Origin of the sequence: Agaribacter marinus (assembly GCF_030160655.1) — a bacterium.
Lineage (GTDB): Bacteria > Pseudomonadota > Gammaproteobacteria > Enterobacterales > Alteromonadaceae > Glaciecola > Glaciecola marina.
The window spans coordinates 35,499-43,949 of the sequence record NZ_BSOT01000020.1 but is presented as its reverse complement, the minus strand read 5'-3'; the positions used below and the strand labels follow the sequence as shown (position 1 = coordinate 43,949).

5 protein-coding genes are annotated in these 8,451 nt (G+C 42.9%); all 5 read right to left on the bottom strand.

Annotated features, from left to right (window positions below; all coding sequences use genetic code 11):
• Positions 1-606, bottom strand: a 606-nt coding sequence (locus QQK00_RS20400) for a GTP-binding protein (protein ID WP_284215747.1), incomplete at its 3' end; no start/stop codon positions are given.
• Positions 607-670: 64 nt separating this feature from the next.
• Positions 671-2,773 (bottom strand): elongation factor G, encoded by a 2,103-nt coding sequence (gene fusA / locus QQK00_RS20395; protein WP_284219554.1) that lies wholly within the window; start codon positions 2,771-2,773, stop codon positions 671-673.
• Positions 2,774-2,932: 159 nt separating this feature from the next.
• Positions 2,933-3,403: a 30S ribosomal protein S7 gene (rpsG, locus tag QQK00_RS20390; RefSeq protein ID WP_284219553.1), complete on the bottom strand. Its 471-nt coding sequence runs from the start codon at positions 3,401-3,403 to the stop codon at positions 2,933-2,935.
• 73 nt (positions 3,404-3,476) lie between these two features.
• Entirely contained in the window at positions 3,477-3,851 is a 375-nt protein-coding gene (rpsL, locus tag QQK00_RS20385) for a 30S ribosomal protein S12 (RefSeq protein WP_284219552.1), read from the bottom strand.
• A 331-nt stretch (positions 3,852-4,182) separates the two neighbouring features.
• Positions 4,183-8,385 (bottom strand): DNA-directed RNA polymerase subunit beta', encoded by a 4,203-nt coding sequence (gene rpoC, locus QQK00_RS20380; protein WP_284219551.1) that lies wholly within the window; start codon positions 8,383-8,385, stop codon positions 4,183-4,185.
• Positions 8,386-8,451 lie beyond the last annotated feature (66 nt).

Sequence of the window (8,451 nt, the reverse complement as noted above, 5' to 3'; positions counted from 1 at the left end):
TGTTGGGATGTATGAATCTAGGGCTTCACCTAGCTCTACAATTTTCTTTTCCCACTCAGCGTCACCTTCCAACGCTTTTAGCGCTGAACCTTGAATTACCGGTAAATCATCACCTGGGAATTCATATTCTGTTAGTAGCTCACGTACTTCCATTTCTACTAGTTCTAGTAGCTCTTCATCGTCAACCATGTCACATTTGTTCATGAATACGATCATGTATGGAATACCAACCTGACGACCTAACAAGATGTGCTCACGTGTCTGTGGCATTGGGCCATCAGTCGCTGCTACTACTAAGATACCGCCGTCCATTTGAGCAGCACCTGTGATCATGTTTTTAACATAATCGGCGTGTCCTGGGCAGTCAACGTGAGCATAGTGACGCTCTGGCGTGTCATACTCAACGTGAGACGTTGCGATAGTGATACCACGCTCGCGCTCTTCTGGTGCGTTATCGATTTGGTCGAATGCTTGTGCAGCACCACCGTAAGTCTTTGCTAGAACAGTAGTGATTGCTGCTGTTAACGTCGTTTTACCGTGGTCAACGTGGCCAATTGTACCAACGTTTACGTGCGGTTTCGTACGTTCAAACTTTTCTTTTGCCATTGCCTTTATTTCCTAAGTTTAACGCCCGTTCCAACATTAGACCGGACCGAATCAAAATAAATAGTTACACTCGCGAATCAATAATGGCGCTAGCGACATTATTGGGTGCTTCTGCGTAATTAAAAAATTCCATTGAGTATGACGCCCGACCTTGCGTTGCAGAACGTAAAGCGGTGGCATATCCAAACATCTCTGAAAGTGGCACTTTAGCACGCACAATCTTAATGCCTGCTACACCATCTTCCATACCTTCTATCATCCCTCGACGACGATTTAGGTCACCGACAACGTCACCCATCCAGTCTTCGGGAGTGGTTACTTCAACCTTCATTGTTGGTTCAAGTAACACAGGATTGGCTTCCGCCGCTCCGTTTTTGAACCCCATGGAAGCAGCAATTTTAAACGCCATTTCCGAAGAGTCAACATCATGATAAGAACCATCATATAAGGTGACTTTTACATCTAACATCGGGTAACCAGCAAGTACACCATTCTGCATTTGCTCTTCACACCCTTTTTCGACTGCTGGGATAAACTCCTTGGGCACAACGCCACCAACAATCTGATTTTCAAACTGAAAACCTTCACCTTCTTCAAGTGGTTCCATACGCAACCAAACGTGACCAAATTGACCTCGACCACCAGATTGACGCACAAACTTTCCTTCTACCTCAACGCGCTTACGAATAGTTTCGCGATAGGCAACTTGAGGATTACCAACGTTACATGACACGCTAAACTCACGTTTCATTCGGTCAACGATAATATCTAAATGTAACTCACCCATACCAGAAATAATCGTCTGGGCTGTTTCATCATCTGTATGGACTTTAAAGGACGGATCTTCAGCAGCTAACTTAGCTAGTGCTATACCCATTTTTTCCTGATCAGCTTGCGATTTTGGTTCGACTGCAATAGATATAACAGGGTTAGGGAAATCCATCTTTTCAAGAGTGATGATACTCGCCGGATCACATAAGGTTTCACCCGTAGTAACATCTTTAAGGCCAATCGCCGCAGCGATATCGCCAGCACGCACTTCTTTTAGTTCTTCACGATCATTTGCGTGCATCTGCACTAAACGTCCAATACGTTCTTTTTTACCTTTTATAGGGTTAAATACGGCATCGCCAGTTTTTATTACACCCGAATACACTCTGAAAAATGTCAAGGTACCTACAAATGGGTCAGTAGCAATTTTAAATGCTAAGGCTGAAAAAGGTTCGTTGTCATCTGAATGGCGTTGTGCTTCTGTTTCTTGTGCGTCATCCAATATGCCGGTAATGGCTTTTACTTCTGTCGGCGAAGGTAAATATTCAACCACAGCATCAAGTACCGCCTGAACGCCTTTGTTTTTGAATGCAGAGCCACATGTCGCTAACACAATTTCATTGTTCAAGGTGCGAATCCGTAAGCCTTGTTTGATTTCCTCTTCGCTTAACTCATCGCCACCCAGGTATTTATCCATCAACTCGTCATTAGCTTCTGCCGCAGCCTCTATCATTTCAGTACGATATAACTCTGCTCTCTCAAGGCAATGCTCAGGAATATCTTCATACACAAATGTAGTGCCTTTGTCGGCTTCATTCCAATTGATATATTTCATCTTTATAAGGTCGATGACACCAGTGAAGTTTTCTTCTGCGCCCACGTTAACTTGAATAGGCACGCAATTAGCGCCAAGGCGCTTTCTTATTTGCTCAACGACACGCTCAAAATCTGCGCCAGCTCTATCCATCTTATTCACGAATACCATACGCGGGACTTCGTATTTATCGGCTTGGCGCCAAACTGTTTCAGATTGAGGTTCTACGCCAGAAGATCCGCAAAACACGACAACAGCGCCATCTAGTACGCGTAACGAACGCTCTACCTCAATCGTAAAGTCTACGTGTCCAGGCGTGTCGATAATGTTTATACGATGTTGTTCATACTGTTGCTGCATACCCGACCAGAAACATGTTGTCGCAGCAGAGGTAATAGTGATGCCACGTTCCTGTTCTTGTTCCATCCAATCCATTGTTGCAGCGCCATCATGCACTTCACCAATTTTATGGGAAATACCGGTATAAAAAAGTACGCGTTCAGTAGTGGTAGTTTTACCAGCGTCTACGTGAGCGACAATACCTATATTACGGTAGCGTTGAATGGGAGTTTTACGCGGCATTAACTTTGTTTACCTTATTATTTTTTCTGTAGTGTCGTTATCAAAAATACTTAATATCTAAATTAAGGGGTATAAGCTCTAAAAACGTGTATCCCTTAATCAAGAAAACAGCCTGTCTTATAAAGACAGACTGTTACATTTTTATGACTAAGCGTCAGATTACCAACGGTAATGAGCAAATGCTTTGTTAGCTTCTGCCATGCGGTGAACGTCTTCACGTTTCTTAACCGCACTACCTTTGTTGTCTTGCGCATCCAGCATTTCTGCTGCAAGTCTTTGTGCCATGGATTTTTCACCACGCTTACGTGCCGCTTCTACTAACCAACGCATACCTAATGCATTACGACGAACTGGACGAACTTCTACTGGTACTTGGTACGTAGAACCACCAACACGACGAGATTTAACCTCTACCGTTGGGCGGATGTTCTCTAGAGCATCTTCAAATACATCTAAGTGTGATTTGCTAGATTTTTCAGCAACAATATCAAGGGCACCGTAAACGATCTTTTCGGCAGTAGACTTTTTGCCGTCGAGCATTACGACATTCATAAATTTTGCAAGCAACTCTGATCCGAACTTAGGATCTGGTAGGATTTTACGTTGACCTACGACTCTTCTTCTTGGCATCTTAATTCTCCGTGGAATTCAGGTATAACCCAAAACTCAAATTAAATAGTTTGGCCTTACTAACGGAGAACCGTTAAGACTTAGGCCTTTTCGCGCCGTACTTAGAACGGGCTTGTTTACGATCGTTAACGCCGGCGCAATCTAATGTTCCGCGGACTGTGTGATAACGAACACCTGGTAAATCTTTTACACGGCCACCGCGGATAAGTACCACACTGTGCTCTTGTAAGTTGTGACCTTCACCACCAATGTATGAAGACACTTCAAAACCGTTTGTTAGACGAACACGACATACTTTACGTAATGCAGAGTTCGGCTTTTTAGGCGTAGTTGTATATACGCGAGTACATACACCACGACGTTGTGGGCATGCCTGTAAAGCAGCAACGTTCGATTTCTCGACCGGCTTTTTACGTGGCTTACGCACTAACTGGTTAACTGTTGCCATTAACTAGCTCCTGATTAAAACTAAATATCTCAATGTAGCGACACAAGTTAGGGCTACAAAGAGTGCTCGATTGTTTCACTTTATATCAAAAATATTGACTAAAAATGCTGCTTTTTCAAACAGTTAGCCTAAGGCTAATAATTCCCGCTGATGCTGTTCATATTGCAAACAATGTGTGAGTATTTTTCACACTCGCCAGAAACAAAAAACCGCGACTTTTGGGATATCCCAAATTGGGTCGCGGAATGGTATAGATCAACGATGTTAATGTCAAGCTAGACCTTTAATTACTCGACTTCAGTAAGAAAAGGCCTATGCGAATTTTGACATCTTATTCGCTAGCGTCGCTATCAGCATTTAATGCTTCAGCTAACTGTGCTTGTGCTTCTTCAGCTGAGACAGAGAGTTCTTCCTGTAACGCGGCAAGTTTTCTCTCCGACCGTTTTTGGTGGTAAGAGAACCCCGTACCTGCTGGAATCAAGCGGCCAACGATAACGTTTTCTTTAAGTCCACGTAAATCATCTTCTTTGCCTTGAACAGCAGCTTCAGTAAGTACACGTGTTGTCTCTTGGAAAGATGCTGCCGAAATAAACGACTCGGTAGACAATGATGCCTTAGTAATACCAAGTAATTGAATTTCGTATGTTGCAGGTATCTTACCTTGCTTCTCAAATTCACGATTTGCAATCTTAACGTTAGACACTTCAACTTGCTCACCTTCAAGGAACATAGTGTCGCCAGCATTTAAGATAACGCACTTACGTAACATTTGACGGATAACAACTTCTATATGTTTATCGTTAATTTTTACACCCTGTAAACGATATACTTCTTGCACTTCATTTACGATGTAGTTTGCTACAGCACTCACGCCTCGTAGACGAAGAATATCATGTGGAGACTCAGGGCCATCTGATATAACTTCACCCATTTCTACGTTTTCACCTTCAAACACGTTGAGTTGACGCCATTTAGGAATCATCTCTTCGTATTGACCATTAGCATTCAGGCTAACGTGTCTTGCAGAACTTTCATCTTTAGGTGTAATCGTTAAGCGACGCTTACCTTTTGTTTCTTTACCGAAACCAATGGTACCCGAGATTTCTGCCAAGATAGCAGGCTCTTTAGGTTTACGCGCTTCGAACAAGTCAGCAACACGTGGTAGACCACCAGTAATATCACGCGTTTTCGAACTTTCTTGCGGTATACGAGCTAGTACGTCACCTTCGTTAGCGACAACGCCATCGGTCGCTTCAATCGTTGTAAACGCTGGTAAACGAATTTCTTGAAGCGTACCGTTTTCACTTTCTAGGATTAGCTTCGGTTCTTTTACGTTCGACTTACTTAAGTCTTTAACGACAATACGTGTTAATCCAGTCAACTCATCTTGCTGAGTTTCAGTATTAGAGTCATCGATATCAGCAAATGTAATCTTAGACGCACGCTCAGTCACGATTGGGTGACTATGTGGGTCCCAGTTTGCGACAACATCACCAGCATTTATGCTAGCACCATTGTCAACCGTTAAGATCGCACCATAAGGAACCTTATAACGCTCTTTCTCGCGACCCTGATCATCAATTACCGTCAGTTCGGTAGAACGAGAAACGATAACGACCTTTTTATCAGAGTTACGTACAAACTTCTCGTTGTGTAACTTCAAGGTACCAGTAGTTTTGACTTGTACACTGTTTTCAGCTGACGCTCTTGATGCAGCACCACCGATGTGGAATGTACGCATAGTAAGCTGTGTACCTGGTTCACCGATGGACTGCGCGGCAATTACACCCACAGCTTCACCAGAACCAACCATATGCCCGCGGGCTAAGTCACGGCCATAACAATTAGCACACACACCATGGTCATTATCACAAGTAATAACAGAACGTACTTTAACTTTATCTACGCTATTTTCTTCAAGCATATCTACAAGTTTTTCGTCAAGCATTACATTACGCTCAACAAGCACTTCATTTGTACCAGGCTTAAGTACGTCTTCACAAACAGTACGTCCTAGTACACGCTCTCTCAATGGTTCAACAACGTCACCACCTTCAATAAGTGGCGTCATGTCAACACCTTCAAAGGTGCCACAATCTACATTATTAATAACCAAGTCTTGCGCGACGTCTACTAGACGGCGCGTCAAGTAACCAGAGTTAGCCGTTTTCAACGCGGTATCAGCTAGGCCTTTACGCGCACCGTGAGTAGAAATAAAGTACTGTAGTACGTTTAGACCTTCACGGAAGTTTGCGGTAATTGGTGTTTCAATGATTGAACCATCTGGTTTAGCCATCAAACCACGCATACCCGCTAACTGACGAATCTGAGCTGGGCTACCACGAGCACCGGAATCGGCCATCATATAAACAGAGTTAAAGCTTTGTTGTTCCTCTTGTTCTCCGTCTCTATTAGTCACCGCTTCAGTTTTAAGATTATCCATCATCGCTTTTGCGACGTTATCGTTGGCCGTAGACCAAATATCGATAACTTTGTTGTAACGCTCACCTGCAGTGACAAGACCTGATTGGAACTGCTCTTGGATTTCGACTACTTCAGCTTCTGCAGCATCAATAATTTCTTTCTTAGCCGCAGGAATTACCATGTCGTCGATACCAACAGATGCGCCCGCAATCATTGCGTAATGGAAACCCGTGTACATGATTTGGTCAGCCGCAATAACGGTGTCTTTCAATCCGAGCGTACGATAGCAAGCATTCAACAATCGAGAAATTTGCTTTTTGCCCATTGGTTGATTAATCAATTCAAAAGGCAAGCCTTTGGGTAAAACCAATGAGAAAATAGCACGACCAACAGTCGTATCTACTAATGAAGTCTTAGCAATTTTTTCGCCCGCTTCATTTATTTCATATTGCGTTAAGCGCACTTTTACACGTGCATGAAGTTCTGCACGTTCAGTACGATAGGCTTTTTCTGCTTCATTTGGATTAGAGAACACCATACCTTCACCCTTACCATTTACGCGATCGCGCGTTAAATAGTAAAGACCTAATACAACGTCCTGTGAAGGTACGATGATTGGCTCACCATTGGCAGGTGAAAGAATGTTATTTGTGGACATCATTAACGCACGAGCTTCTAACTGAGCTTCGATTGTTAACGGCACGTGAACCGCCATTTGATCACCATCGAAGTCGGCATTATATGCCGCACAAACCAATGGGTGTAACTGAATAGCCTTACCTTCAATCAAGGTTGGTTCAAATGCTTGAATACCAAGTCTGTGAAGGGTTGGCGCACGGTTAAGTAACACAGGGTGTTCACGAATAACTTCGTCTAATACATCCCAAACTTCAGGTGCTTCACGCTCAACCAATTTCTTAGCCGCTTTGATGGTTGTTGCGAGACCTCTGCCTTCTAACTTTCCATAAATAAATGGTTTGAATAGCTCAAGTGCCATCTTCTTAGGAAGACCGCATTGATGCAATTTAAGTGTTGGACCAACCGTAATTACAGAACGACCAGAGTAATCAACACGTTTCCCTAATAAGTTTTGGCGGAAACGACCTTGCTTACCTTTAATCATGTCAGCAAGCGACTTAAGCGGACGCTTGTTAGACCCTGTAATAGCACGACCTCGACGACCGTTATCAAGCAACGCGTCAACCGCTTCTTGTAGCATACGCTTTTCGTTACGTACGATAATATCTGGTGCCGCAAGGTCAAGTAAACGCTTCAATCTATTGTTACGGTTAATAACGCGACGATATAAATCGTTCAAATCAGAGGTCGCGAAACGTCCACCATCTAGAGGAACTAGAGGGCGTAGTTCAGGCGGCAATACCGGTAAAACTGTCAAAATCATCCACTCAGGCTTATTGCCTGATTGTTGGAAAGATTCTAATAATTTTAAACGCTTAGTGATTTTCTTACGCTTAGTTTCAGAAGTAACGCTTGGTAACTCTTCACGCATAACAGAAACGTCAGAATCAACGTCTAAGTCTTTAAGCAGTTCGAATACTGCTTCAGCACCCATTTTAGCGTCGAAATCATCACCATGCTCTTCTAAAGAATCAAGGTACTCTTCTTCGTTTAGCAGTTGCCCTTGAACTAAATCTGTCATTCCAGGTTCAGTAACAACATAACTTTCAAAGTAAAGAACACGCTCAATATCACGTAATGTCATATCCAACATCAAGCCGATACGAGACGGTAAAGATTTTAAGAACCATATATGTGCCACAGGACTAGCAAGTTCAATGTGTCCCATACGTTCACGGCGAACTTTAGTAAGCGTAACTTCTACGCCACACTTTTCACATATAACACCACGATGTTTTAAACGTTTGTATTTACCACATAAACATTCGTAGTCTTTAACAGGGCCAAAAATACGTGCACAAAACAAACCATCACGTTCAGGTTTGAATGTACGGTAATTAATAGTTTCAGGCTTTTTGACCTCACCGAATGACCATGAACGGATCATGTCAGGTGACGCAAGACCAATTTTTATGTTATCAAATTCTTCGGTCTTATTTTGCTGTTTAATAAACTTTAATAAGTCTTTCACACTTTTCTCCCAGCGGAGTCTTGAATCCGACCCGATATTTCAAATTGTTATGAAAATCGGGCCAAC